This is a genomic window from Bradyrhizobium sp. USDA 3650 (genome assembly GCF_054057395.1).
In genome coordinates, this window is record NZ_JBSRZG010000001.1 from 7,801,425 (window position 1) to 7,823,074 (window position 21,650).

Here is a 21,650-nt window from a genome sequence, read left to right on the forward strand (position 1 = left end):
GAATTGACTGGACCGAGCTGCACGATGCTTCCCACGAGGCGTGACGCCTGAGGTTGAGGACGGCGATGACGGCATCAGACGCGGGTACTGCACCCTGGACCGGCCGGCTGACCGGAAGCGGGTCGGGGGTCTCCGTTCTGGTCGCAACCGCCATCGTCGTGGCCGACATGATCGGGGTCGGCGTCTTCACCAGCCTCGGCTTCCAGGTCAAGGACATTCCCTCGGGCTTCTCGATCCTCTTGCTTTGGACGGTCGGCGGGATCGTCGCGCTGTGCGGGGTGTTCTCCTACAGCGAGCTCGGCGCGATGTTTCCGCGCTCGAGCGGCGAATACAATTTCCTCAGCCGTGCCTATCATCCCGCCTTCGGCTTTCTCGCCGGCTGGGTGTCGGCGACGGTTGGCTTTGCAGCACCCGTTGCGCTGGCCGCAATGGCGTTCGGCGAATACGCTAAATCGGTCGTCCCCGGTGTGCCGCCGATCCCGCTTGCCATCGCCGTGGTGTGGCTGGTCTCGCTCGTGCAACTGACCGGCGTCAGGCACTCCTCGACCTTCCAGTTGATCTCGACCATCCTGAAGGTCGTGCTGATCGTGGCCTTCCTGGTTGCCGGCTTCATCGTCGGCGTGCCGCAGCCGATTGCCTTCTCGCCGCAGGCGGGCGATCTCGCGCATATCGTCAGCGCGCCCTTCGCGATCGGGCTCGTATTCGTGATGTATTCGTTCTCGGGCTGGAATGCCGCGACCTACATCATCGGCGAGATGAACATGCCCCAGCGGGACCTGCCGCGCGCGCTGCTCGCGGGCACGCTGGTCGTGCTCGTGCTGTACGTCGCGCTGAATGCGGTGTTTCTCCATTCGACCCCGGTCGGCGCGCTCGCGGGTCAGCTCGACGTCGCCAGCGTCGCCGGCAGCGCGATCTTCGGCAAGCTCGGGGGCCGGATCGTCGGCGCGATGATCTGCTTCGGCCTGATCTCATCGATCAGCGCGATGATGTGGATCGGCCCGCGCGTGATGATGACGATGGGGGAGGACATTCCGGCGCTGCGCGTGTTCTCGCGGAGATCGGTCCGCGGCGCGCCCGCCTATGCCATCCTGTTTCAGCTCGCCGTCGCCAATCTGCTGCTGTTCACGCGCAGCTTCGAGGCCGTGCTCGACTTCATCCAGTTCGCACTGCTGTTCTGCTCGTTCTTTACGGTCGCCGGCGTCATCAAGCTGCGCATCACGGATCCCGATTTGCCACGGCCCTATCGTGCCTGGGGATACCCGTTCACGCCGCTCGTTTTCCTGCTCGTGACAGGGTTCATGATGTACTATTTGTTGACCGAGCGGCCCGTGCAATCGCTGTCGGGGATGCTCGTCATGCTCTCGGGCCTGTTGATTTATGCTGTTTTCCGCAGGCGGCCGGTCGCCGCTGGCACGTCACACAATCGCGAATAGACATGTTTCGACCCATGAGAATTGCGGCCGTCGCTCTCGCCTTGCTGGCTGCGGCCGTCTCGTCCGCACGTGCCGCCGAGGCAACTTTCGACGACACCGCGCGCTTCCTCGCGGGCATGCAGCCTTCGGCGGATTCGCCGCTGGTGCCGCTTACAAAGGACCCGGCTTGGCAGCGCCACGCAAAGTTCTTCGACGGCGCCTTTGCCCAGCTCGAGCAGCGCCAGCTCTCGAAGATCCGCAACTGGGCCGACGTCAATCTGGCGGCGCCCAGGCCGACCATGTTTTATTTGTTCAGCGGCCCCGACTTCCTCTACGCCAACGCCTTCTATCCCAAGGCCAGCACTTACGTGCTCGGCGCGCTGGAGCCGGTCGGTGCGGTGGCTGATCTGACGCGCTTGCCGCGCGGCTCGGTCGGCGCCGCGCTCTACAATGTCGAGCGCTCGCTCGGCTCGATCCTGAGTTTTTCCTTCTTCATCACCAAGCAGATGAAGGTCGACCTGCACACCAACCAGGTCAACGGCACCTTGCCGATCCTCTACGTCTTCCTCGTCCGCTCCGGCAAGACCATCCGAAATGTCGAGATGGTCGCACTCGACGACAAGGGCGGGATGCATGTCGGAAACGACAATCCCGGACCGAATGCGACGCGCGGCGCCCGCATCACCTTTGCAGGCCCCGACGGCGAGGCGCGCACGCTGTACTATTTCTCGACCGATCTCTCCAATTCAGGCGCGCGCGCCGCCGGCTTCCTGAAATTCTGCGAGACGCTCGGCCCCGGCAACAGCCTGATCAAGAGTGCGTCCTATCTGCTGCACTCCGGCAACTTCACCGTCGCGCGCGATTGGTTGCTCGCCAACAGCGCGACCATCGTCCAGGACGATTCCGGCATTCCGCTTTCGAGCTACAATTCGCGGCAATGGCGGTTCTTCCCGTTCGGCCGCTATCTCGGACCGATCGGCGAATTTCCCGGTCGCTATCAGGAGCGCTACGCCGCATTGTTCACGCGGGCCCAACCGATCGATTTCGGCGTCGGTTACCGCTGGCGGATGCACGAGTCGAACTTGCTGCTGGCGGTGAAGGTGCCGGGAAGCGAGACAGCGCCGGGCGCGGAGACCACCTCGTCCGCCGAGCCGCCGCCGAGACCGCCGCGTCCGAAGCGGCCACGTCCGCCCGAGCCGGTCCCGCCGCCGCCCGCGCGCTTTTTCTGGTCCCGTTAAGCCTGGTGCCAGGGCCGGAGCTACGCCGCCGGGCTCTGGGCGACGACGACCAGGACCTCCGCCTTCTGCCGGCCGAGGCTCCTGACCTCGTGCGGTGTCTCGCCTGAAAAATACAGGCAATCGCCCTTGCCGAGGACGAGTTCTTCGCCGTCGAGCTTGATCGCGATCTTGCCGTTGATAACGAACAGCAACTCCTCGCCCGCATGCGAGGCGCGCGTCGCCGATTTGTGCGGCGGGCTCAGGAGGAACGGCTCCATCATCTTGCGGGTGCGGCCGGTTGCCAATGGCACCACGCCAAAGGTGTCCTGAAACAGCGGGACGTTGCCGCCTTCACGGCGGAACAGCGTGTAGCGCGGCGCCGGTTCGGCGTTCGGGTCGAAGAAAGTCGCGACGTTGACCTCGAGCGCGGCTGCCATCCGTAGCAGGGCGGCGAGCGAAGGGATCTTCAGGTCGCGTTCGACCAGCGAGATATAGCCGCGCGTGAGATCACTCTGCCTGGCAAGCTGGTCCAGTGTCAGGCCCTTGGCGATCCGCGCCTGGCGAATATTGGCCCCGACGGCTGCCGCTTTGCTGACGTCAAGCACGCATGAGTCTCCCGAACTGGTGACGTCTCTTTTGCAACAGATGTCGCCCGACTGCCAGTCCGGCGGGTGCGCGCTGTCCCTTCCGTGTACGCGCCGGGTGTATTCCAGCGGAAAACATATGCGCAGAAATTTAGAGCAAGGGCGCAGATATTGTAAGCAGAGACTCTGGTATATCGCTTGAATCAGCTCAATTACAGTGCAATTGGCGTGCTTTGCCGCTCCGGATGGCATTTGCCGCGTTCCGCGTCGTTGATTTCCAACAGTAAACATGATCGATTTTACCGTCCGGGATGCCGATGGCCTCCGCGGACAGAGCCAACTGCTTTCCCTGGCGCCGGTACCTTTTGGAGACATCGATGACCGTAGCAGACGACGTAACCCTGAACGTAGCCCCGGACGAGGCGGCGAGCTTGCGGCGGATCGTGTGGTCGAGCGTGATCGGCACCGCGGTCGAATGGTACGACTTCCTCATCTACGGCACGGCGACAGCGCTGGTCTTCAACAAGGTCTTCTTCGCTGCCGGCAATCCCACGCTCGCCACGATCGCGGCCTTCGGCACTTATGCGGTCGGCTTTCTGGCGCGACCGCTTGGCGCCGCGATCTTCGGTCACTACGGCGACCGGGTGGGCCGCAAGGCGATGCTCGCGATCACGATCATGGTGATGGGCATCGGCACCTTCCTGATCGGCCTGCTTCCGACCTATCAGCAGATCGGGATCGCCGCGCCGCTGCTCTTGATCGGCCTGCGATTCCTCCAGGGCATTGGCCTCGGCGGCGAATGGGGTGGTGCAGTGCTGATGGTGGTGGAGAATTGCCCGACCCACCGCCGCGGCCTGCTCGGCAGCATGGTGCAGGTCGGCAATCCCATCGGCAATCTCGCCGCGATCGGCATGTTTGCGCTGGTGGCGAGCCTGCCGGAAAGTGAGTTCATGTCCTATGGCTGGCGCATTCCGTTCCTGATCTCGATCCTCCTGGTCGGCGTCGGTCTCTACATCCGCCTTAACATGGAAGAGACTGTGGCCTTCCGTCAGGTCCAGGCCAAAAAGGAGGTCGCAACTCTGCCGCTGGTCGAGATCTTCAGGCACCACCGCCGGCCTTTCTTTACCGCGGTCGGGCTGAAGATCTCGGAGATCGCCTATGCCAGCATCGGCGGCGTGTTCGTGATGTCCTACGCCACGGCAAACCTTGGCTTGTCTCGTACGGTGGTGTTGAACGGCGCCTTCGCGGCATCGCTGGTCGCGCTGCTCGCTATTCCGCTGTTCGGCTGGCTGTCCGATATCGTCGGCCGCAAAAAGATGTTCTATGCAAGCTGTCTGTTTTCGGCGCTGTTTGCCTTTCCGCTGTTCTGGCTGCTCAACACCCGCGATCCCACCATCGTCATCTGCACCATCGTGGTCGCGATTACTTTCGGGCAGATGGTGATGTTCGGCATCGGCGCGCCCTGGTACTCCGAGCTGTTTTCTGCGCGGCTGCGCTATAGCGGCGCCTCGCTCGGGTTTCAGGTCGGTGCTGCCATCAGTGGCGGATTGACGCCGCTGATTGCGGCGGCTCTGATGGCCTGGAGTGGCGGCGCCACCTGGCCGGTTTCGCTGCTGCTGATTGGCTGCGCCGCCATCACGGCGACCGCGACCACGTTCGCGCCGGAAACGGCGAACAAGGAACTGACCTGATCCCGCGGCGCGCCGCTGCTGGCGGCGCGCCATCGCTTCTCACAAGGATTTTGTCATGCTCGATGAGATAGACGCCGGCTCGGCCGATAGCACAGCACGTCTTGGCTGGACTGGCGTGGTCCGCTTCCTCCATCTCGCCCCGCGCGCGTTCCTGCCAATGCGCGCGATGGAGCAACTCGCTCTCGTCGCCGGCCAAGGGATCGAGGGCGACCGCTACATGATCGGGCGCGAGGAGGGATTTTATTCGCACAAGCCCGAAGAGGGCCGGCAGGTCACCCTGTTCGAGCTCGAAACCTTGATCGCGCTCAAGCGCGACGCGGGAATCGAACTCGGTCCCGAGGAGCATCGCCGCAATGTGACGGTAGAGGGCGTGCCCTTGAATCATCTGGTCGGCCGCCGCTTCTGGTTAGGTGAGACCTTGCTGGAAGCAACCCGATTATCGATTCCATGCCGGCATATCGAGGAGATCACCGGCAAGGCAATCTTCGATCCGCTCATCAACCGCTCGGGCCTCAACTGCAGGATATTGCAAGGCGGCATCGTCAGGGTCGGCGACACCGTGCGGAACGCGCCATGAGTGCGCGGCCCATAACGACGATCAAGACGGTTGTCGTCGGCATCGAAGGGGCTGGTACGGGGATCAAGGTGTTCACGCTGGCCGATCCCGACCATTGGGACCTGCCGCCGTTCAAGCCTGGCGCCCACATCGACCTGCATCTGCCGAACGGTCTCGTGCGGACCTATTCGCTGTGCAATGAGCCCGCCGACAACTCGCGTTACGTCATCGCGGTCAAACGCGAGGTCGATGGGCGCGGCGGTTCGCGCGCGCTTCACGACGAGATTGGCATAGGCGATGTCATCGGCGTGTCACTGCCGCGCGGCGGGCTGGAGCCGGGTGGGGACATTGCGCGCCATGTGTTCGTCGCGGGTGGCATCGGCGTGACGCCGTTCCTGTCGATGGCACGTCACCTCCTGCAGATTGGCAATGCAGACTTTGTGCTGCACCTCATCGTGCGCGAGGAGGTGCCGCTTGCCGCCCGCCTCGCGCCGCTGATCGAAGCGGGGCGTGTCGTCGTGCACCGCACCTCCTCGGCCGGGCGTCCGGATCTGGCGTCGCTGGTCGGAGAGGTCGGGGTGCAGACGATGGTCGCCTGTTGCGGGCCGGAAGGCATGACCGACGAGTTCGAGCGCCTGACCGCAGCCTGGCCCGCAGCCAATGTTCACATCGAGCGTTTCGTCGCGCCGCCACCGGTGATCGACCCTGACGCAAAGGCCTTCACGCTGTCGCTGGCGTGTACGGGGACGGAAATCCAGGTTCGCGCCGGCCAGACCATGCTGGCCGCCTTGCAGGAAGGAGGCATCGATATATCGACGTCCTGCTGCGGCGGCATTTGCGGCGCCTGCAAGGTTGGCTGGATCGAGGGCAAGCCCGTGCACCGCGATCGCGTCCTGTCGCCGTATGAGCGCGAACGCTTTCTCATGATCTGTGTCGCCGGATCGGACGCCGACCGGCTGGTGCTGGACCTCTAAGTCCAGCCTACCAGTGCACGCTCTGGCTCGGCACGATGAACGCCGTCGTACTGGGCGGCGTGGCAGTGCTCGTCGCCAGATACCAGCCGGAGCCGACCGCGAGCGTCAGGAGGACGATGATGGCGAGCATGTCGAGGGTTCTGGGATCGTGGCCTCGCGAACCAACCCCCGAATCCGGTCCTGACCTGAAGTGAAAATGAGGGCTGATTTTCCAGCGCATTGTTTTTCCTCCCGCGGGAGCATCACATCAACGCGAGGGGAGAATTTCGGTTCCACTCAAGGTAGCGGCGCGTGAGGCGCCGCGTCGTGCTCAGGATGCGTTGACACCGCGCCAGCGGGCGTATCGCCAGGGCAGATACCAGCGCGAAGCTTGCGGCGCGGTGAGGGGCACGTTGTCGATGCCCGAGGTGCCGAAAGGGTTGCAACGGAGCAGGCGCGCCAGCGTCATCCAGCCGCCGGCCCACAGCCCGAATCTTTCAATCGCTTCGTCGCCATAGGCGGAGCAGGTCGGCAGGTGCCGGCAATTGTAGCCAACCAGCGGCGAGAGCGTGTGGCGATAGATCCAGATCAGCGCGCGGCCGAATCTGCGCGGAAGCCGGAGTGCGCCCGCGACGGGATTGGAACAGTGCTCGCAGGCTGATTGCTTCATGGGCGCTTTGCCGAGATCGTGGGCGAGGTTCTGCGCGGTTCCGGCGCAGGGAACTATAAGCTGTTGTTTGTACGTCATATTTTGCATGCTTTTTGGGAGCAGTGCAGCAAGTGCCTATGGACGAGCTGTATTCCCCCGGATACCATTTTTGTGACGTTCATGTGAGACTCATTGGAACGTCAGAACGGGGCTTGGCTGAGTCGGCTCGCCGTAAGGCTTGGGCTAAAGCTTGGGACTTGGGGAAGGGACCAGTTTGAAACTTCTGAAGGCGCTCAAACTTCGCGGCTGGTTGCTGGTGGGAACCGCTGCTTGTGGAGTCGTGTTGGCTGGCGCCGTCGCGACGCTCGGGTCGTCGGCCCGGGCCGGTGCCGCCCTCGAAGAGCGCAAGCTGCCGATGAAGTTCGGCTGGGTCGCCTGCGAGCCGAATTGCCGCGGGTGGGTCAGCGCGGTCGGCATCATCACCGCCGATACGCCCAAGGACTTCGAAGAGTTTTCCCGCGGACGCCAGCTCGGCGGCGCCACCGTAGTGCTGGATTCCAGCGGTGGTTCCGTCAACGACGCGATCACGCTCGGCCGGCGCTTCCGCAATCTCGGACTTCTGACCACGGTCGGCATCAGCCTTCAGAACCGCGGCGGGCAGTCGGTCCGTCCGGCGGTCGCGCCTGAGGCCTATTGCGAATCCATGTGCGTGTTCCTGCTGCTGGCCGGCAAGAAGCGCTACGTGCCGGAAGCGGCCCATGTGCGGGTCCACCAGATCTGGATGGGCGATCGCGCCGACGATGCCAAGGCTGCGAGCTACAGCGCGCAGGATTTGATGATCGTGGAGCGCGACATCGGCCGGCTCGCCAAATACACGTTCGACATGGGCGGTGCCGGCGATCTGCTATCGCTCGCGCTCAGCGTCCCGCCCTGGGAAGATCTGCACGAGCTCGATGCAGGCGAGCTCAAGCTCACCAATCTCGTGACGACGGATCTCGTGGCCGACGTGCTGCCGCATGTCGACATCTCCGCGCCGGCAATGGCGGAGCTTGCACCGAAGACCCAGGCGAGATTCGGTGCGGAGCCGGAGCAGCCCGCCAAGTCGACCAAGACGGCGGAAGCTCTGGTGCCGACGGGCGGCGTCGCCACGCCGGTTGCGGCGGCGCAGAAGTAGCCTCGAATTTCTGATCTTATTTCCGGGCCCAGCGAAGAGCCCGGGATCAGCCTCCGGACTCAGCCTTGCGCCGCAGCCGGCTGCTTCGCCTTCGCCTCGATCTGGCCAATGGCATCGACCACGGCATCGAAGGTCAGGAGCGTCGAGGCGTGGCGCGCCTTGTAGTCGCGGACCGGCTCGAGGAACTTGATCTCTTCCCATTTGCCTTCAGGAGGCGCGCCGTTCTCCTTCAGCATCTTGCGAACAGTTTCGCGTAACTCACGGAGTTCGCTCGCAGTCGATCCGACGATCTGACTTGCCATGATGGATGAGGAAGCCTGTCCCAGCGCGCAAGCCTTCACGTCGTGGGCGAAGTCGGTGACCTTGTCGCCCTCCATCTTGAGGTCGATCTTGACGGTGGAGCCGCACAGCTTGGAGTGGGCGGTCGCGGTGGCATCGGGATTCGACAGCCGTCCGAGCCGCGGAATATTCCCGGCCAGTTCGATGATCCGCTTGTTATAAATGTCGTTCAGCATGTGATGGAGTCCAGCAGGATCGGCCTTGGCGTGCGCCGTCCACGGCCCTATATAGGGTCGGAACTGGCGGAAAAACAGTCCAGCGCTGCAGCGATGGTGTGATCCAGAACCGTGCTGCCGGCGTTAATTTGAAGACCTTTTCGCCGAAACTGTTCTCTCAGGCGTCCGGCGGCTCGCCGCCCCGTCTGCCGGTGACACTCCGGCCGCAAGGCCGTCGAACGGAGTAGACATGGACGCTACCATCAAATCCATCCGCCCCAACAAGCCCTCCGACCGGCAGCCCGATGGCCGTCCGGCGGAGCTTGATCCTTCCGAATTCCTCGCCGCTGCCGTCCGCGCCGACCAGCCGCGCCCGGCGCGCGCCGAGGCCGAGCAGGCGGTGAAGACGCTGCTCGCCTATATCGGCGAGAATACCAACCGCGAGGGCTTGCTCGACACGCCGCGCCGCGTGGTCGAGGCTTTCGACGAACTCTACCAGGGCTACCACCAGTGCCCGGCCGAGGTGCTCGATCGCACCTTCGGCGAGACCGCCGGCTATGATGATTTCGTCCTTGTGCGGGACATCGAGTTCACCTCGCAATGCGAGCATCACATGATGCCGTTCTACGGCAAGGCGCACATCGCCTACACGCCGGTGGAACGCGTGGTCGGCCTGTCGAAGCTTGCGCGCCTCACCGACATCTTCGCGCGCCGGCTCCAGACCCAGGAGCACATGACCGCGCAGATCGCGGCGGCGATCGACGAGAGCCTCAAGCCGCGCGGCGTTGCCGTGCTGATCGAGGCCGAGCATACCTGCATGTCGGTGCGCGGCGTCGCCAAACATGGCGCCTCCACCTTCACCAGCCGCTTCACCGGCGTGTTCCGCGACAATCCGGCGGAACAGGCTCGTTTTCTGTCCCTGGTGCGAGGCCTGCAGCGCTGACCTCGCGAATAGACCGGCGAGGGCACTGTGTCCGCTCACTCCCATGAAACCGAGGAAGGTCTCGCCTTCCTTCCCAGGTTCGACGCGGCCGGTCTCGTGACGGTCGTCGCGACTGACGTCGCCACCGGCGACGTGCTGATGGTCGCGCACATGAATGACGAGGCGCTGCGCAAGACCGTCGCGACCGGCGAGGCCTGGTACTTCAGCCGCTCGCGCAATGCCTTGTGGCGAAAAGGTGAGACCTCAGGTCAGACCCAGCGCGTGGTCGAGATCCGCACCGATTGCGATCAGGATGCGGTCTGGATCCGCGTCGAGCAGATCGGCGCGGCGTGTCACACCGGCCGCCGGTCCTGCTTCTACCGCAAGGTCGAGGCCCAAGACGGCGGCGCCAGGCTCGTCTTCGTCGATGCGGATAGGCTGTTCGATCCGGCCGCGGTGTACAAGAAGTAGTCCTGCCGTCGCGCGTAGGGCGGAGCTGGCGATCCGAATTAACCCCGCATTAACCATACCTGTCCCACGGTGAGACGACAGGGCGCTGAATTGCCGGCGCCACTCAACGCCGTGCGGTGCGGGCACTTCATCATGTCGGTCGACAATTCCAGTGCCTCTCAGACGGCGGTTCTCGATCCGTCGCGGGCACGCGTCGCCGGTGCGATCAAGCAGGCCTCGAACGTCGCTGGCGTCAGCTTTCAGTACATGCTGACCACCGCCAAGATGGAATCGGATTTTGATCCCTCGGCGGGGGCGACTACGTCATCCGCGCACGGGCTCTACCAGTTCATCGACCAGACCTGGCTCGGCACGGTGAAGGAAGCGGGCACCCAGCTCGGCTATGGCAATTATTCCGACGCCATCACCAGGACGTCGTCGGGCACCTACACCGTCGATGATCCCGCGATGAAGCGGTCGATCATGAAGCTGCGCGACGATCCGGAGGCCGCCTCCAGCATGGCGGCTGCGCTGACGCAGTCGAACAGCTTCAAGCTCACCGGCCTGCTCGGCCGCAGGCCAAGCGACAGCGAACTCTACATGGCGCATTTCATGGGCGTCGGCGGCGCCGCGAAGCTGATCGCGAATGCCGAGGACAATCCGCAAGCGGTCGGCGCGCGGTTGTTTCCCAACGCGGCGTCCGCCAATCGCTCGATCTTCTACGCCAGGGACGGCCGCGCGCGCAGCGTCTCCGAGGTCTATTCCGTGCTGGATGCACGCTACGCCGGCGCGGCAAATTCGAAAACCACCCGCAGCGCGATGGCGATGTATGGCGGCACGCCGTCGACCACGCAGGTCGCGAGCGCCAACGGCGTACAGCCTGCCGCGCCGCTAATCGACAATGCCGCGTATCTCCAGTCCTTTCCGAACACTCGCGCGGTGACGCCCATTAGCGCGACGGCGCCGACGACGGTGGCGGACAATGCACCGAGCACGCCGGTGTTTCGCTCGATCTATCAGCCCGGCGACACCACCCAGCCGGTCTCGACGACCGTGCAGAAATTGTGGGGCAACAATGCCTCGCTCACTTCGGTCGCACCCGCGACCTCGGTCGCACCAGCGACCTCGGCCGCATCGGCGACGCCCGACGTCCGGCCGCCGCAGCCTCTTGATCTCTTCAGCGATCGCAGCGGCACGTTCTCAAGCTAATTCGCGCGCCGGTGTCTCGGACACGTCGCAGCGTGAACGCTGCGCGCAGGTCCCGGCGCGTGAACGGGTCGCCTTTGTTCCCTTAACAAAACGTCAATAAAACCAGCCAGTTATGGTGAACGCTTTGTTAAGCGTCGTGGTTTATTTTGTGTTGCAGGTGACAAGCCGTCACCGCTTCGTCTTCGTTGCGTAAGCCGGAAGCACCATGATTGTTCGGCAGTTCATCAATTGGATCAGGACGGCGCCCGCTGGCGAGCGGGCCGAGGCGACGCGGGCGCTGGCCCGGGCCTGGCTGATCTCAGACCTTTCTCCTGACGACCGTATTGCCGCTGAAGGCGCGCTTTTGATGCTGCTGGACGATCCCTCGCCGCTGGTGCGGCAGGCGATGGCCGAGGCGTTTGCGCGCAGCACCGAGGCGCCGGCGTCGATCGTGCGGGCGCTGTCGGCGGACCAGCCGACCGTCGCGTTGCCCGTGCTCGAACATTCTCCGCTGCTGATCGACGCCGATCTCGTCGACATCGTCGCGACCGGCAACGACGAGGTGCAGTGCGCGGTCGCGCGCCGCATCGCGCTGCCGGTATCGGTCTGCGCCGCCATTGCCGAAGTCGGCTGCGCGGCGGCAGCGCTCGAGCTGATCGAAAATTCTCATGCCGAGCTTGCGCCGTTCTCCTGGGATCGCATCGTCGAGCGTCACGGCCATCTCGCCGCGATCCGCGAGGCAATGCTGGTGCTGGAGGATCTGCCGTCCGCAACGCGCGCTGCGCTTGTGGCAAAACTCTCGGAGACGCTGGCTCAATTCGTCGTGGCCCGGAACTGGCTGAGTGCCGACCGCGCCGAGCGGATCGCGACCGAGGCGCGCGACCGCTCCACCATGAACATTGCGGCGCGCTCGCGCGGCGAAGACATGGAAGGTCTTGTTCGGCACCTGCGCATCACCGGCCAGCTCACCGCGGGTCTCATTCTGCGCGCGCTGCTGTCGAGCAATCTCGACCTGTTCGATGCGGCGCTGGCCGAGCTCGCCGAGCTGCCGCTGGCGCGCGTGTCCGCGCTGCTGCACGATCGCAGCGGCAACAGCCTGCACGCGCTGCTCCGCCGCGCCGGACTTCCCGAGGCGACGTTTGCGGCCTTCCAGGTCGCGCTCGATGCCTGCCACGAGCAAGGCTTCGTCGACAGCGACGACAATGCGGTGCGGCTGCGCCGCCGCATGGTCGAGCGCGTGCTCACCCATTGCGAGACCGACCGCGGCGCGACCGAGCCGCTGATGGTCCTGCTGCGCCGCTTCGCCACCGAATCCGCGCGCGAAGAGGCAAGACTGTTCTGCGACGAGCTGGTCGCGGAGGAGACAGTTGATCCGGTGTATGGCGATCTGATTGCAGCGTAACGAGACGCCGTAGGGTGGGCAAAGGCGCATTGCGCCGTGCCCACCGTCTCTCCGCACAATTCATGGCGACTGGTGGGCACGCTTCGCTTTGCCCACCCTACCACACCTCGCGAACGGCGCAGCTACCCCGCCGGCGCGATGCTCGGCGCCAGGATCACCTCGAGATGCTCGGGGCGATCGCGGTTGGCGTCGGCGAGATAGTCGTCGGCGACCTTGCGCAGGCGCCGGCTGAGCTCGGCGGAGACGCTGATGCTGTCGAGCTTGGTGTTCTCGTGCACGATGGCGAGGATGGCGTTGATGTGGTGCGTGAACAGCTCGGCCGGCACCTTTTCGAGGTCGGGCGCGTGCTCGATGACGCGGCACAGGCTCTCGGCTACGCCCGCCGCCGCCGGATAGCCGAAGGTCGCGGCATCGCCCTTGATGTCGTGCGCGGCGCGAAACAACTCGTCGCGCCTGTCCTTGGTGAAGCCGTCGTGCCGGATGGCAACGTAGGCGGCGGACAGCCGGTTGATCTCGGTCGCCATCCAGTCCTTGAACTCGCCGGCGAGGCCCGCGAGCGCCTGTTCAGCGCGGCCGATCGGATCGTCCATGTCCTTGTCTTCGACGCGGCGCAGGACCGACCGCAGCGGGTTGGGCTGCGTGATGATTTGATGCGTGGCGAAGGCCGTGATCTCGATGTCTCTTGCGCTGTTCTTCGCCATGATATCGGCCTCGATCGTGAGAGACGTTGCGCTAGATGGAGGAGCGGGCCTTGTCGAGCAGCGAGGGCTGCTGCAGCACCTCGTGCTTTTCGCCGACGCGGCGCTCGGGACCCATATAGGCGGAGTTGATGTTGCGGCGGCGATCCGGGCCGAAATAGGTCTTGGTCTTGATGAAGGGGCGGGGACTGGCGACCACGTTGAGGATGCGCTGGTAGAGCCCCTTGGCCGAGATCGGCTTGGCCAGGAATTCGGTGACGCCGGCATCGCGCGCCACCGTGACGCGGCGCTTCTCGGAATGGCCGGTCAGCATGATGATCGGCGCGTAGGGATTGCCCTTGGATTCCGGCTGCCGGATCATCTGCGCCAGTTCGAGCCCGTCGAAGATCGGCATCGCCCAGTCGGTGATGACGATATCGGGCACGTAATGGCTGTACATTTCCAGCGCTGTGGCGCCGTCCTCGGCCTCGTAGACTTCACGCGCGCCAAAGGAATGCAGCAGCGTCCGGAGGATGCGGCGCATGTGCGGATTGTCGTCGCAGACGAGGAAACGCAGCTTGTTGAAATCGATGCGGAACATGGAGCCCGGGCCGGAGCGGTCAACTTTCGTTAACCATATCTCGCCGGGGGTTAATGAAGGGTTGCGATCGGCAGTCCGGCGAGGCGGCTCAGGAGCCGAACTGCTCGCGCAGAATGCGCTCTTCCAGGCTGTGACCGGGGTCGAACAGCATGCGCATCGAGATGGTCCTGTCGGACAGCACCTCGACGCGGCGGACGTCGCGCACCTCGTCATGGTCGGCGACCGCCGCCACGGGGCGCTTGTCGCCCTCGAGCACCTCGATCACGACGTAAGCCGTGTTCGGCAGCAGCGCGCCGCGCCAGCGTCGCGGGCGGAAGGCGCTGATCGGCGTCAGCGCCAGCAGCGCGGCATTGATCGGCAGGATCGGTCCCTGGGCGGACAGATTGTAGGCGGTCGAGCCGGCCGGCGTTGCCACCATGATGCCGTCGGCGATCAGCTCGGACATGCGCTCGCGCTCATCGATCAGGATCCGCAGGCGCGCGGCCTGGTAGGTCTGCCGGAACAGGGCGACCTCGTTGATGGCGTGATGCAGGTGAACGCGGTCGTTGGCGTCGGTCGCGCGCATCAGGAGCGGATGGATCTCGGATTCCTGCGCGGCCTCGAGACGGGCCCGAAGATCGACCGTCGAGTACTCGTTCATCAGGAAGCCGACGGTGCCGCGGTGCATGCCGTAGATCGGCTTGCCCGTATGCATGTGCTGATGCAGCGTCTGGAGCATGAGCCCGTCGCCGCCGAGTGCGACCACGATGTCGGCGTCCTTCGGATCGCAATTGCCGAAGTCTCTGGTGAGCTGGCCAAAGGCGGCTTGCGCCTCACTGCTCGGGCTGGCGACGAAGGCGATCCGGTCGTATCGCGCTGGCTTGGTCATGGCTTCCGGGCAGGGCCGCTGGCTGGAGAAAGTTCCGCCGGGCTCGTCTAACGATCTCGACCCCGATTGTCGAGGATGACCGCCCTTCACACCAGACCGGCAACTGCCCATTTCGATTTGAGCACGAAACCGGCTCGATTTGTGCCCAACAGGGCTCTTCAGGCGCCGCTGGAGCCATGATCCCCCAAACCGTCGCAATTCCGCGCTAGCCTTGCGGTCCGCACCGGTGGGCGTCGCCGGGCAGGGAGAACGATCATGGCCACGAACATGCCGGCGCTCCGCCGTGCGACCCTGGTGCTGGCGGTGTCCGCATTCGCGCTCGCAGGATTTGCGCGCGCCGACGATCCGCCGCAGCCGCGCGCTGATGCGGCGGCAGCAGCCGGACAGAAGGGCAGTCGCGGCGGCGCACAAAGCGCGTCGCAGAATGCGTCGTCATCCGCCGAGCCGCACCGTCTTCCGTCGGATTCGACCACGAAGCAGACGCTCGATCTTCCCGGCCGTACCCTCAATTTCGCAGCGACCGCCGGATCGATCCGCGTGTTCGACGGCAAGGGCGAGCCGCTGGCCGACATCGCCTATACATCCTATGAGCTCGACGGCGCCGACCGTGCGACGCGCCCCGTGACGTTCCTGTTCAACGGCGGGCCCGGTGCGTCCTCGGCATGGCTCCAGTTCGGCGCGGCGGGGCCGTGGCGGCTGCCGCTCGATGGCGAAGCGCTGTCGCCGTCCGCCTCGCCCGAGGTGAAGCCGAACGCGGAGACCTGGCTCGATTTCACCGATCTCGTCTTCATCGATCCCGTCAGCACCGGCTACAGCCGCTTTGTCGCGAGCAGCGATGACGCGCGCAAATCGTTCTACTCCGTCGACGGCGACGTCAATTCGATCGCGTTGGTGATCCGCCGCTGGCTCGAGAAGCACGACCGGTTGACCTCGCCCAAATACGTCGCCGGCGAAAGCTATGGCGGCATTCGCGGGCCGAAGGTGGTGCGTCAGTTGCAGCTCCAGCACGGCGTCGGCGTCAGGGGATTGATCCTGGTGTCGCCGCTGCTGGATTTCCGCGAGTTCACCGGCACCAGCCTCCTGCAATATGTCGCGACGCTGCCGAGCTATGTCGCGGTGACGCGCGAGGCGAAAGGCCCGGTCAAGCGCGCCGATCTCGCCGACGTCGAGGCCTACGCGCGCGGCGAATTCCTGGCCGACCTCGTCAAGGGCGAGGCGGACAAGGAGGCGACCAATCGTCTTGCCGACAAGGTCGCTGAGCTCACCGGCATCGACCAGGCGGTGAGCCGCCGGCTTGCCGGCCGCTTCGACGTCGGCGAATTCCGCCGCGAATTCGACCGCAAGAACGGCAAGATCACGGGACGCTACGACGCCTCGGTGCGCGGCTTCGATCCCTATCCGGATTCGAGCAGCTCGCGGTTCGGTGATCCCTCCGGCAATGCGCTGCAGGCGCCGCTGACGAGTGCCGCGGTTGACCTGTTGACACACAAGCTCAACTGGCGGCCCGATGGCTCCTACGAGGTGTTGAACGGCGCCGTCGAGGGTCACTGGGATTTCGGCCGCGGCATCAACCCGCCGCAGTCGGTCTCCGAGCTGCGCCAGATCCTCGCCACGGATGCGAAGCTGAACGTGCTGGTCGCGCACGGCCTGTTCGATCTCGCCACGCCCTATTTTGGATCGAAGCGGGTGCTCGACCAGTTGCCGGCCTTCGCAGCACAGCGGGTCAAGTTCGTGGTCTATCCCGGCGGCCACATGTTCTATTCGCGCGACGGCTCGCGGCAGGCGCTTCGGAGCGAGGTCGAGGCGCTCATTCGGGAGTAGGCCGTCGCTTGCGCGGCTTGTATCTCCGCGCGATCTCACGCGCCACGACGGCCGCAGGCTTGATGTTGGCGCCCGCAATCCAGATGTCGCTGATCCTGCCGCGCTTGTCGCGGACGCGGCGCACCGGCTCGCCGTGGCTGGAGTAGCCAGCGGCCCAGGCGAGCTTGCCGGTGTCGCGACCGGTCACCTCGATCTCGGCGGCATCCATGAACGGGTTGTTGAACTGGGGATTGGCGACCAGCACGCGGTTGCCGACCGGCACGAGGTCGTTCGCGCCCCAGATCGTCCACCAGCGGCCGGTCCAGTCGCGCACGCGCCGGTCGGGTGCACCACGGGACTGGAAGACGCGCAGGATCTGCATCGCGCCGTCCATCCAGAACGGCGCCGCGCCGTCGATGGAGTTGCTGAGGATGCTGATCGCGAGCTCGCAAGCGGGGATGGTGCAGGTCCTGGAGATGTAACCTTGAAAGCCGCCGCCATGGCCGAACCAATCCCAGCCGTCGGTTTTGCCGGCGTTGACGCCGAGACCGTAATAGGCCTCGAAGCTTTGCGGCACGCGCCAATGGTTTCGCGTCATCTCGCGGCGGCTCGCAACCGATAGCACGCTCTTTTTCGCATTGGGCGCGAGCTGCGCGTAGAAGCGGGCGGTATCGGCGGCGGTCGCGATGAAGCCGGCGGCGGAGGCCATCGCGTGCGCGGGATTATCGCCGGGGATCACGCATCGCTCCCCGTACGGCAGCTTGCGGGTGTGGCCGCGCGCGAACGACGCGCCCTTGGGAAGCGGCGCGTCCGGCGCGGTCTCGCGCAGGCCCGCCGGTTCGATGATCTCGCGCTTCATCCAGACCGGGTAGGGCTCTTTCGTCACGGCCTCGATGACGAGACCGATCAGTCCAAAGCCGTGATTGGAATATTTGAAGCGTGTGCCTGGCTCGATCGCGGTCGGCAGCTTCAATTCCGCGAGCAGCTCGCTCGCGTCGAGATAGGGACGGCTGTCGATGAACTGGCCGGAATCGGCGCCGTCGCGCGTCAGTCCTGCGCTGTGCGAGAGCACTTGCCCAATCGTCGTCTCGGCGACGCGCGGATGCAGGCCGGCGACATATTGGCCAATGGGATCGTCGAGCCGGAGCTTGCGCTGCTCGCGCAGCTTCATGATGCCGGCCGAGGTGAAGCTCTTCGAGTGCGAGGCGATGCGGAAGCGGTGGCGCGGGGTGAGCTTCTCACCGGTGTCGAGATTGGCGAGGCCGAACGCGTGCTCGGCGACGATTTCGCCGCGATGGGCGAATGCGACGATCACGCCCGGCTGCTGGATTGTGGTGTGCTGGAATTCGATCCAGGAGCCGATGTAGTCGATCGCGGATCGCAGCCATTTGTCCATTGCGCACCGATTAGCGAGGAGAGGATTTGATCGTGAGGCTAGCCGAGAACGCAGAACGGGCACAGCCCTGAGGTTGTGCCCGTTCGCTTCGTTCAAAGATGCGATGTTCTTAATAAACGAGGGTTGCCCCGGTCGGCTTGTCGAGCGCGGTGGCGAGCGAACGATATTCGGAGCTGTCGGTGCCGGCGAGCGAGGCGAGCTTGTTCAGATGATACTGCGCCTGCTCGCGGTTGCCCTGCTCGAGCTGCCAGAGGCCGTAATACTGCCAGGTGCGGACGTGGTTCGGATCGTCCTTCAGCGCCAGCTCGTAATAGACCTTCGACGACTGGTAGTCGCCGAGTTTGCGATAGGAGTAGCCGATCAAATTGGCGACGTCGGCGACGTCGTCGCGCTTGAGCGACTTCAGCTGGCCGATCGCGCCGGTGTAGTCGTGATTGTCGTAGATCGTGGTGTAGGCGGTGCGATAGGCGGCGAGGAATTTGGGATCGTTGACGGAGGAGCTCTTCTTCTTGCCCTTCTTGGTCGAGGTGTCCGACGATGGCGGAGACGAGGGGGTGTCGCCACCTGCGGCATAGGCGCTGGTCAGAGCCGGTCCGGCCGCCAATGTCATGGCGACAAGTCCCGGCACAAGAAGCGTTGAGAGTTTTCGCATCTAAGTTCTCCCGTATGGAACGTGGCGATCCTACACGATTGCCCAAAGACCGGAACACCCATCAGGCGAAAACATTCCCGGCATCCCGGCCTATTCGCCCTGCGGGCAGATGACAAACTTGTCATCCAGATGAACGGGAGCCTGCTGCGGGCTTCAGATTGGGTTCAGTGCGTGCCCCCTAGGCTCCAACCTACGATCAAAGGGTTGGCGAGAGGGCGCCCGCCTCAAGATCCTTCCAAGAGGAGACCAACCATGTTGAAGACCATTTCCGCAGCCTTGCTTGCAGCTTCCGTGATCGCAGCCCCGGCCTTCGCAGCCGAGGCCGGCAAGACCACCACGACCACGCCGGTGATCAAGGCGGACCAGAGCCAGACCAAAGTGTCGACCACCGCCGCGAAACCCGACGCCGGCCTCAAGGCCGATGCCAAGACTTCGGATGTCAAGGCGTCCGGTGCCAAGGCTTCAGACGTCAAGGCTTCGGACGTCAAGGCCGACGCCAAGGTGGATACCAAGTCGAAGGCGATGAACGCCAACGCCGCGGTCACACCGGACGCGCACAAGACCGTGCGCACGCATCGCCACCACCACAAGCATCTGTCCGCGAAGAAGTCGCTGACGACGCCGCCGGACGTGACCAAGCCGGCGACGATGGAGAAGCGCAGCTAACGACTGATCCTGCGCGGCGGCGTTCTAGCATTGCCCAGCCGCCGCGTGAGGAATTCAGGCCGGCCCGTTCGTCACGCCTTGCGCGAAAGCTCGAGGTGCTGGCGACGGGCCGGTACGACCATGCTGAAGCCCGCGAGCAACGTCCCAGATTTGGCGGCCGCAAACAAAACCTCGAAAACAACCCCATGCACAGTAGCGGGTCGTAGATAAATCAATGGTTTAAGCGGTGGCTCATCTGCGGATTTTACGAATCCGTTTGACTCGTCGGGCAAAACACCTGTAGACATGCATCATTGCAACCTTGGGGCTGAACGTCTCCGAGACTGATCGAGCGGAGAGCGTAAGCGGTGCGGCGGCTAGCGGAACGCGCAGTGAGCTTGGCGTTGATGCTGGCACTGCCGCTGGCGCTCACGGGATGCTTCGGCAGCGACGGTGACCGTCCGACCCTGATGGACGGGACACAGGCCGGAGGTCCACAACCGTTCCCGGATAATTTCCGCGGCGATACGCTGGCCTTGATGCGCAGCTATCTGAACAACCCCGTCGGCGTGCGTGACGCCAGCATGGCCGAGCCGGTGCAGCGCGAGGTCGGCGGTCGGCAGTTCTTTGTCAGCTGCCTGCACTTCACCCCACGCGAGACCGACGGCACTTACAAGGCCATGAGGGAGCGCGCCGTGATTTTCGTCAACGGCCGGGCGGACCGCGTCGTCGATCGCGCCAGCGAGCTGTGCGCGGGCGCGGTTTACGTACCCTTTCCAGAACTTGAAAAGATGACGCGGTAGCGCAAAGCCCACCTTCATCGCTTGGTGATAGGACAGAGCCCGCCGGAGCTGCCGGATCACATTTCGGGGAGCTTTGAACGGCGGGGTTTTGCGTTGCGACTAATCGTTACGGCAGGTTCTGTTTCCGGCGGAAAAAAACCGTCGGTACGAGCCTGCGGGACGGAACAAAATCGCGCTGTTGCCGCTCCGTCACAGTCACGAACGATCAACGTTCCGGCATCGCCGCGAAGCAACCCAATTCACGCCACGTTGTTTCCTGAGTGTCGAATTTGAAAGAACGGGGATGACCATGAAAAGGATTTTGCTGGGTGCAGTTGCCCTGCTTGCGCTGGCCGCGCCGGCTGCCGCAGCCGACATGCAGGCGCGCACCTACACCAAGGCTCCGGCCTACACGCCGCCGCAGGTGATCTACAACTGGACCGGCTTCTACATCGGCGGCCATGTCGGCGGCGCCTTTGCCGGCGACAGCAGCTTCCAGTCGAGCGACGCGCGCTTCCTCGGCGGTGTCCAGGGCGGCTTCGACTACCAGTTCGCGCCCAATTGGGTCATGGGTGTCGAGGCCCAGTATTCCTGGCTGCCGACCAACAATGGCGGCGCTACGTTCCCGCTGGGCACGCAGGTGACTTCCAACACCGATCAGCTCGGCTCGGTGACCGGTCGCATCGGCTACACCTGGGGACCGGCGCTGCTTTACGCCAAGGGCGGTTATGCCTGGCGCAATGGCGGCCTTGGCGTGAATGTCGCCGGCGTGCCGCAGCCCTTCACCGCGACCGGCAACAGCAAGGACGGCTACACTGTCGGCGCTGGCCTCGAATACATGTTCGCGCCGAACTGGTCGGCCAAGGCCGAGTACCAGTACTACAATTTCGGCAGCACGACGATCACCTCCGGTCCGGCTGAGGTCGTGGGCGTTCGCGGCCGGGAGGACGAGCATACCGTCAAGGTCGGCGTGAACTATCGCTTCGGCTGGGGCGGTCCGGCAGCCTCGCGCTACTGACGCGCCACCAACGATCACGATCTGACAAAGGCCGGCTCCCGCCGGCCTTTCGTTTGCCGGCTCCGGTTGCCAGCCTTCTGTCGTTTGCATTGCGTCAACCATCTGGCGCGTCATTTGCAAGCAAACGTTTTGGCGCGCGCTTTCTCACGGGCGTCATGGAGCTCGGGTAAAGCAAAAATAATTTTTGCAGCTTAGGGAACTCGCGCGCCGGAACGCGTTATATGAGAATTACCGGGCTGGTGGGACGACGGACATGCGTATCTTGGTGTCGGCTGTGGTGCTCTCGTGCTTCGTCACTTTGCCGTGCGCTGCCCAAACAATCCTCAAATCCGAGCCTCTGATGCTGGCTCCCTATGAGGTGGCCTTCGTCAAGGACGCCTCGTGCTCCTCCGGCAAGGTGCTGAAGGTCACCGGCGCGATCCGTGGGCTGCATCGCCGGAAGGCCTGCGTGGCTCTGGCGGGCGAGCAGGCCTCGCTCGCGACCGCGACGCCCTGAGCTTTTCCTGAGCTCCGGCTTCC

24 protein-coding genes are annotated in these 21,650 nt (G+C 64.5%); 15 read left to right on the forward strand and 9 right to left on the reverse strand.

Going from position 1 to position 21,650, the window contains the following annotated elements:
* Positions 1-65 precede the first annotated feature (65 nt).
* Together ACVIN2_RS36760 and ACVIN2_RS36765 are read left to right on the forward strand one after the other, a co-directional pair.
* A complete protein-coding gene (locus ACVIN2_RS36760) occupies positions 66-1,433 on the forward strand; it encodes an APC family permease (RefSeq protein ID WP_456769351.1) in 1,368 nt (455 codons plus the stop codon).
* A 2-nt stretch (positions 1,434-1,435) separates the two neighbouring features.
* On the forward strand, positions 1,436-2,650 hold the full coding sequence (locus ACVIN2_RS36765; RefSeq protein WP_456769352.1) for a hypothetical protein: 1,215 nt from the start codon (positions 1,436-1,438) through the stop codon (positions 2,648-2,650).
* A gap of 20 nt (positions 2,651-2,670) precedes the next feature.
* Here the strand turns inward: ACVIN2_RS36765 and ACVIN2_RS36770 are convergent, their stop codons facing one another.
* Positions 2,671-3,234, reverse strand: coding sequence for a helix-turn-helix domain-containing protein (locus ACVIN2_RS36770; RefSeq protein WP_354058532.1), 564 nt, complete (start codon positions 3,232-3,234; stop codon positions 2,671-2,673).
* Between the two features lie 356 nt (positions 3,235-3,590).
* On the opposite strand from ACVIN2_RS36770, the gene ACVIN2_RS36775 reads away from it, so the two are divergent.
* The 3 genes from ACVIN2_RS36775 to ACVIN2_RS36785 are packed head-to-tail and all read left to right on the forward strand — an operon-like array spanning position 3,591 to position 6,434.
* Positions 3,591-4,904: an MFS transporter gene (locus ACVIN2_RS36775; RefSeq protein WP_456769353.1), complete on the forward strand. Its 1,314-nt coding sequence runs from the start codon at positions 3,591-3,593 to the stop codon at positions 4,902-4,904.
* A 55-nt stretch (positions 4,905-4,959) separates the two neighbouring features.
* Entirely contained in the window at positions 4,960-5,481 is a 522-nt protein-coding gene (locus ACVIN2_RS36780) for an MOSC domain-containing protein (RefSeq protein ID WP_456769354.1), read from the forward strand.
* Positions 5,478-6,434, forward strand: a complete 957-nt coding sequence (locus ACVIN2_RS36785; protein ID WP_456769355.1) for a PDR/VanB family oxidoreductase — start codon at positions 5,478-5,480, stop codon at positions 6,432-6,434. The genes ACVIN2_RS36780 and ACVIN2_RS36785 overlap by 4 nt, the downstream gene beginning before the upstream one ends.
* Positions 6,435-6,441: 7 nt before the next feature.
* Here ACVIN2_RS36785 and ACVIN2_RS36790 read toward each other — a convergent pair whose 3' ends face one another.
* Entirely contained in the window at positions 6,442-6,654 is a 213-nt protein-coding gene (locus ACVIN2_RS36790; protein WP_456769356.1) for a hypothetical protein, read from the reverse strand.
* A gap of 90 nt (positions 6,655-6,744) precedes the next feature.
* A complete protein-coding gene (yidD, locus tag ACVIN2_RS36795) occupies positions 6,745-7,083 on the reverse strand; it encodes a membrane protein insertion efficiency factor YidD (protein ID WP_456769868.1) in 339 nt (112 codons plus the stop codon).
* A gap of 253 nt (positions 7,084-7,336) precedes the next feature.
* Between yidD and ACVIN2_RS36800 the strand changes: the two genes are divergently transcribed.
* Positions 7,337-8,236: a hypothetical protein gene (locus tag ACVIN2_RS36800; protein WP_456769357.1), complete on the forward strand. Its 900-nt coding sequence runs from the start codon at positions 7,337-7,339 to the stop codon at positions 8,234-8,236.
* Positions 8,237-8,295: 59 nt separating this feature from the next.
* Here ACVIN2_RS36800 and ACVIN2_RS36805 read toward each other — a convergent pair whose 3' ends face one another.
* Positions 8,296-8,751 (reverse strand): iron-sulfur cluster assembly scaffold protein, encoded by a 456-nt coding sequence (locus tag ACVIN2_RS36805; protein ID WP_085361750.1) that lies wholly within the window; start codon positions 8,749-8,751, stop codon positions 8,296-8,298.
* Positions 8,752-8,980: 229 nt separating this feature from the next.
* On the opposite strand from ACVIN2_RS36805, the gene folE reads away from it, so the two are divergent.
* The 4 genes from folE to ACVIN2_RS36825 all read left to right on the forward strand — a co-directional run bounded on the left by folE (position 8,981) and on the right by ACVIN2_RS36825 (position 12,692).
* Positions 8,981-9,673, forward strand: a complete 693-nt coding sequence (gene folE / locus ACVIN2_RS36810) for a GTP cyclohydrolase I FolE (protein ID WP_456769358.1) — start codon at positions 8,981-8,983, stop codon at positions 9,671-9,673.
* 27 nt (positions 9,674-9,700) lie between these two features.
* On the forward strand, positions 9,701-10,123 hold the full coding sequence (gene hisI / locus ACVIN2_RS36815) for a phosphoribosyl-AMP cyclohydrolase (RefSeq protein ID WP_456769359.1): 423 nt from the start codon (positions 9,701-9,703) through the stop codon (positions 10,121-10,123).
* A gap of 90 nt (positions 10,124-10,213) precedes the next feature.
* The gene (locus ACVIN2_RS36820; RefSeq protein ID WP_456769360.1) at positions 10,214-11,311 is read left to right on the forward strand and encodes a lytic transglycosylase domain-containing protein; all 1,098 of its coding nucleotides are present in this window, start codon (positions 10,214-10,216) and stop codon (positions 11,309-11,311) included.
* Between the two features lie 205 nt (positions 11,312-11,516).
* Positions 11,517-12,692, forward strand: coding sequence for a DUF2336 domain-containing protein (locus ACVIN2_RS36825; RefSeq protein WP_456769361.1), 1,176 nt, complete (start codon positions 11,517-11,519; stop codon positions 12,690-12,692).
* Between the two features lie 122 nt (positions 12,693-12,814).
* Here ACVIN2_RS36825 and ACVIN2_RS36830 read toward each other — a convergent pair whose 3' ends face one another.
* The 3 genes from ACVIN2_RS36830 to ACVIN2_RS36840 form a co-directional block, all read right to left on the reverse strand.
* Positions 12,815-13,393: an Hpt domain-containing protein gene (locus ACVIN2_RS36830; RefSeq protein WP_456769362.1), complete on the reverse strand. Its 579-nt coding sequence runs from the start codon at positions 13,391-13,393 to the stop codon at positions 12,815-12,817.
* A gap of 31 nt (positions 13,394-13,424) precedes the next feature.
* Entirely contained in the window at positions 13,425-13,970 is a 546-nt protein-coding gene (locus tag ACVIN2_RS36835; RefSeq protein WP_007611745.1) for a response regulator, read from the reverse strand.
* A gap of 88 nt (positions 13,971-14,058) precedes the next feature.
* Positions 14,059-14,838 (reverse strand): NAD kinase, encoded by a 780-nt coding sequence (locus ACVIN2_RS36840; protein ID WP_007602648.1) that lies wholly within the window; start codon positions 14,836-14,838, stop codon positions 14,059-14,061.
* A 255-nt stretch (positions 14,839-15,093) separates the two neighbouring features.
* Between ACVIN2_RS36840 and ACVIN2_RS36845 the strand changes: the two genes are divergently transcribed.
* On the forward strand, positions 15,094-16,659 hold the full coding sequence (locus tag ACVIN2_RS36845) for a S10 family peptidase (protein WP_456769363.1): 1,566 nt from the start codon (positions 15,094-15,096) through the stop codon (positions 16,657-16,659).
* On the opposite strand, the gene ACVIN2_RS36850 is transcribed toward ACVIN2_RS36845, so the two are convergent.
* On the reverse strand, positions 16,646-18,034 hold the full coding sequence (locus tag ACVIN2_RS36850) for a serine hydrolase domain-containing protein (RefSeq protein ID WP_456769364.1): 1,389 nt from the start codon (positions 18,032-18,034) through the stop codon (positions 16,646-16,648). The two genes, ACVIN2_RS36845 and ACVIN2_RS36850, sit on opposite strands and share 14 nt — an antisense overlap.
* Before the next feature lie 109 nt (positions 18,035-18,143).
* Positions 18,144-18,686, reverse strand: coding sequence for a tetratricopeptide repeat protein (locus tag ACVIN2_RS36855; RefSeq protein ID WP_456769365.1), 543 nt, complete (start codon positions 18,684-18,686; stop codon positions 18,144-18,146).
* A gap of 252 nt (positions 18,687-18,938) precedes the next feature.
* Here ACVIN2_RS36855 and ACVIN2_RS36860 point away from each other — a divergent pair, with 252 nt between their 5' ends.
* The 4 genes from ACVIN2_RS36860 (at position 18,939) to ACVIN2_RS36875 (ending at position 21,627) form a co-directional block, all read left to right on the forward strand.
* Positions 18,939-19,352, forward strand: a complete 414-nt coding sequence (locus tag ACVIN2_RS36860; protein WP_456769366.1) for a His-rich protein BRANT — start codon at positions 18,939-18,941, stop codon at positions 19,350-19,352.
* A gap of 386 nt (positions 19,353-19,738) precedes the next feature.
* Positions 19,739-20,134: a hypothetical protein gene (locus tag ACVIN2_RS36865; RefSeq protein ID WP_456769869.1), complete on the forward strand. Its 396-nt coding sequence runs from the start codon at positions 19,739-19,741 to the stop codon at positions 20,132-20,134.
* A gap of 289 nt (positions 20,135-20,423) precedes the next feature.
* The gene (locus tag ACVIN2_RS36870; RefSeq protein WP_456769367.1) at positions 20,424-21,131 is read left to right on the forward strand and encodes an outer membrane protein; all 708 of its coding nucleotides are present in this window, start codon (positions 20,424-20,426) and stop codon (positions 21,129-21,131) included.
* A gap of 253 nt (positions 21,132-21,384) precedes the next feature.
* A complete protein-coding gene (locus ACVIN2_RS36875) occupies positions 21,385-21,627 on the forward strand; it encodes a hypothetical protein (RefSeq protein WP_456769368.1) in 243 nt (80 codons plus the stop codon).
* Positions 21,628-21,650 lie beyond the last annotated feature (23 nt).

What these genes read in the sequence shown, in the direction of transcription:
- ACVIN2_RS36840 (WP_007602648.1), bottom strand. Translation starts at nt 14,838, where the DNA reads ATGACCAAGCCAGCGCGATACGACCGGATCGCCTTCGTCGCCAGCCCG.
- ACVIN2_RS36875 (WP_456769368.1), top strand. Translation starts at nt 21,385, where the DNA reads ATGCGTATCTTGGTGTCGGCTGTGGTGCTCTCGTGCTTCGTCACTTTG.
- ACVIN2_RS36830 (WP_456769362.1), bottom strand. Translation starts at nt 13,393, where the DNA reads ATGGCGAAGAACAGCGCAAGAGACATCGAGATCACGGCCTTCGCCACG.
- ACVIN2_RS36855 (WP_456769365.1), bottom strand. Translation starts at nt 18,686, where the DNA reads ATGCGAAAACTCTCAACGCTTCTTGTGCCGGGACTTGTCGCCATGACA.
- ACVIN2_RS36790 (WP_456769356.1), bottom strand. Translation starts at nt 6,654, where the DNA reads ATGCGCTGGAAAATCAGCCCTCATTTTCACTTCAGGTCAGGACCGGAT.
- ACVIN2_RS36870 (WP_456769367.1), top strand. Translation starts at nt 20,424, where the DNA reads ATGAAAAGGATTTTGCTGGGTGCAGTTGCCCTGCTTGCGCTGGCCGCG.
- ACVIN2_RS36835 (WP_007611745.1), bottom strand. Translation starts at nt 13,970, where the DNA reads ATGTTCCGCATCGATTTCAACAAGCTGCGTTTCCTCGTCTGCGACGAC.
- ACVIN2_RS36825 (WP_456769361.1), top strand. Translation starts at nt 11,517, where the DNA reads ATGATTGTTCGGCAGTTCATCAATTGGATCAGGACGGCGCCCGCTGGC.
- ACVIN2_RS36765 (WP_456769352.1), top strand. Translation starts at nt 1,436, where the DNA reads ATGTTTCGACCCATGAGAATTGCGGCCGTCGCTCTCGCCTTGCTGGCT.
- yidD (WP_456769868.1), bottom strand. Translation starts at nt 7,083, where the DNA reads ATGAAGCAATCAGCCTGCGAGCACTGTTCCAATCCCGTCGCGGGCGCA.
- ACVIN2_RS36760 (WP_456769351.1), top strand. Translation starts at nt 66, where the DNA reads ATGACGGCATCAGACGCGGGTACTGCACCCTGGACCGGCCGGCTGACC.
- ACVIN2_RS36845 (WP_456769363.1), top strand. Translation starts at nt 15,094, where the DNA reads ATGGCCACGAACATGCCGGCGCTCCGCCGTGCGACCCTGGTGCTGGCG.
- ACVIN2_RS36850 (WP_456769364.1), bottom strand. Translation starts at nt 18,034, where the DNA reads ATGGACAAATGGCTGCGATCCGCGATCGACTACATCGGCTCCTGGATC.
- ACVIN2_RS36780 (WP_456769354.1), top strand. Translation starts at nt 4,960, where the DNA reads ATGCTCGATGAGATAGACGCCGGCTCGGCCGATAGCACAGCACGTCTT.
- ACVIN2_RS36865 (WP_456769869.1), top strand. Translation starts at nt 19,739, where the DNA reads ATGCTGGCACTGCCGCTGGCGCTCACGGGATGCTTCGGCAGCGACGGT.
- ACVIN2_RS36785 (WP_456769355.1), top strand. Translation starts at nt 5,478, where the DNA reads ATGAGTGCGCGGCCCATAACGACGATCAAGACGGTTGTCGTCGGCATC.
- folE (WP_456769358.1), top strand. Translation starts at nt 8,981, where the DNA reads ATGGACGCTACCATCAAATCCATCCGCCCCAACAAGCCCTCCGACCGG.
- ACVIN2_RS36805 (WP_085361750.1), bottom strand. Translation starts at nt 8,751, where the DNA reads ATGCTGAACGACATTTATAACAAGCGGATCATCGAACTGGCCGGGAAT.
- ACVIN2_RS36860 (WP_456769366.1), top strand. Translation starts at nt 18,939, where the DNA reads ATGTTGAAGACCATTTCCGCAGCCTTGCTTGCAGCTTCCGTGATCGCA.
- ACVIN2_RS36775 (WP_456769353.1), top strand. Translation starts at nt 3,591, where the DNA reads ATGACCGTAGCAGACGACGTAACCCTGAACGTAGCCCCGGACGAGGCG.